2 protein-coding genes are annotated in these 1,978 nt (G+C 68.0%); both read right to left on the bottom strand.

What is annotated here, in order from left to right; translation table 11 throughout:
- A partial coding sequence (glrR, locus tag RI841_RS16230) for a two-component system response regulator GlrR (RefSeq protein ID WP_310706667.1) occupies window positions 1-1,363 on the bottom strand: 1,363 nt, incomplete at its 3' end.
- A 15-nt stretch (window positions 1,364-1,378) separates the two neighbouring features.
- Window positions 1,379-1,951 carry a hypothetical protein gene (locus RI841_RS16235; protein ID WP_310706668.1) on the bottom strand — a complete coding sequence of 191 codons (573 nt, stop codon included), beginning with the start codon at window positions 1,949-1,951 and terminating at the stop codon, window positions 1,379-1,381.
- Window positions 1,952-1,978 lie beyond the last annotated feature (27 nt).

Raw genomic sequence — 1,978 nt, forward strand, 5'->3', positions numbered from 1 at the left:
TGAAGGCACTGGGCTCGAGGTCATGGCGGGCCAGCAGCTTGTAGAAGTCGGTGCCGTTGCGCCCGGCGATGCGCGCCGCCTGGGTAACATTGCCCTCGATGATCTTGAGCACCTTGACCAGGTAGCTGCGCTCGAAGCCGGCGCGGGCGTCGTTGAAGGTCGGCAGGGCATTGTCCTCGGCGGCCAGCGCCTGGGCTACCAGCCCCTCTGGGATCATCGGCGAGGTCGTCAGGGCCACGCACTGCTCCACCACATTGACCAGCTGGCGCACGTTGCCGGGCCAGGCAGAGGCGGCCAGCAGGTTGAGCGCCTCCGGGGAGAAGCCCTTGACGAAGGGCTTGTGCCGGGCGGCAGCCTGGGCGACCAAGTGCTTGGCCAGCAGCGGCACGTCTTCAGCGCGCTCCTTGAGCGGCGGTAGCCGCAGGTTCACCACGTTGAGGCGGTAGTAGAGATCCTCGCGGAACTCCCCCTCGTGCATGGCGCGGTCGAGGTCGCGATGGGTCGCCGAGATGATGCGCACGTCGATGGGAACCGAGGTGGTAGAGCCAAGCGGTCGGATATGGCGCTCCTGCAGGGCGCGCAGCAGCTTGACCTGCAGCGTCAGTGGCATGTCGCCGATCTCGTCGAGGAACAGGGTGCCGCCGTCGGCCGCCTGGAAAAGACCGCGGTGCTCACTCACTGCCCCGGTAAAGGCACCCCGAGCGTGGCCGAACAGTTCGCTCTCCAGCAGCTGCTCGGGCAGTGCACCGCAGTTGATCGCCACGAAGGGCTTGTCGGCCCGCGGGCTGGCCTTGTGGATGGCCCCGGCCAGCAGCTCCTTGCCCGATCCCGAAGCACCGGTGATCAGCACACTGACATCGGAGGCGGCCACCATGCGGCCCTGCTCGAGGATGCGCTCCATCTCGGGGCTGCGGGTGATGATCGCTTCGCGCCAGTGGTCATCACCTTCGGTGCCGGAGGTTGAGGTCTGGGCCAGGGCATCGTCGATGGCGGTGAAGAGCTCGTCTCGGTCCACCGGCTTGGTGAGGAAGCCGAAGACCCCCTGGCGAGTGGCGCTCACGGCATCGGGAATCGAGCCGTGGGCCGTGAGGATGATCACCGGCAGGCCCGGCACCCGGCGCTGGAGCTCCTGAAATAGCGCCAGACCATCCATCTCGTCCATGCGCAGGTCCGACAGCACCAGGTCGGGGCGTGCGACTTCCAGCCGCTTTAGGGCCTCGCGTCCGCTCTCCGCGGTAGTGACACGGTAACCGCGGCTCTCGAGCCGCATGCCCAGCAGCTTCAACAGGCTGACGTCGTCATCCACCAGCAGGATGCGTGCGCCGGGTGCACCGGCGTTGGGCAGGCGTCCGGTCTGCTTCATGTCGTCTCTCCCGGTTCATTCATTCTGCTGTCGCAGGTTGATGCTCTGTTCGATCTCGGTGAGCTGCTCGAGCTTCTCGGCCATGGCCTCGAGCTCCTCGGCAAGCGCCTCCCTCTCCTCCACGGCGGCCTCATGCCCGCTCCGGCTCTCGGCCAGCTGGCCGGCCAGGCGGCGACGCCCCTCCAGCTCGTTGAGCCAGTAGCGCAGCAGCGGCTGCAGTTCTGCGGGCGCACCGTGCAGGTCGGCCTTGTAGAGCGCCGCAGCGCGGTCCCACTGTTGCTCGTCGCCCCAGGCGAGCAGTACGGCCCGCGCCAGGCGACGTTCGGACCTCTCGCCGCCAAGGCGCGTCAGGGTCGCCTCTCGCCACACCCGGTCACCGCGCTGGGAGGCCAGGCCAAAGGCCACCCAATCATCGAGCAGGCAGGGCACGTTGTCGAAGTCCGGCAGCTCGGCATGGCAGAACACCGAGCCGCTAGAGGAGCTCTGGATGGGCGAGGGGGCGGAAGGCGACTGCAGCTGCTCGGGCAAGTATTGGCAGCCGGCCAGCCAGGCCGTGGCCAGGCACAGGAGCCAGGGGCGCGCGGTCATGGGGTGTCATTCCTCGAGTGGGCGCCC

The sequence above is a fragment of the Halomonas sp. genome (assembly GCF_031581305.1).
Classification (GTDB): Bacteria; Pseudomonadota; Gammaproteobacteria; order Pseudomonadales; family Halomonadaceae; genus Halomonas.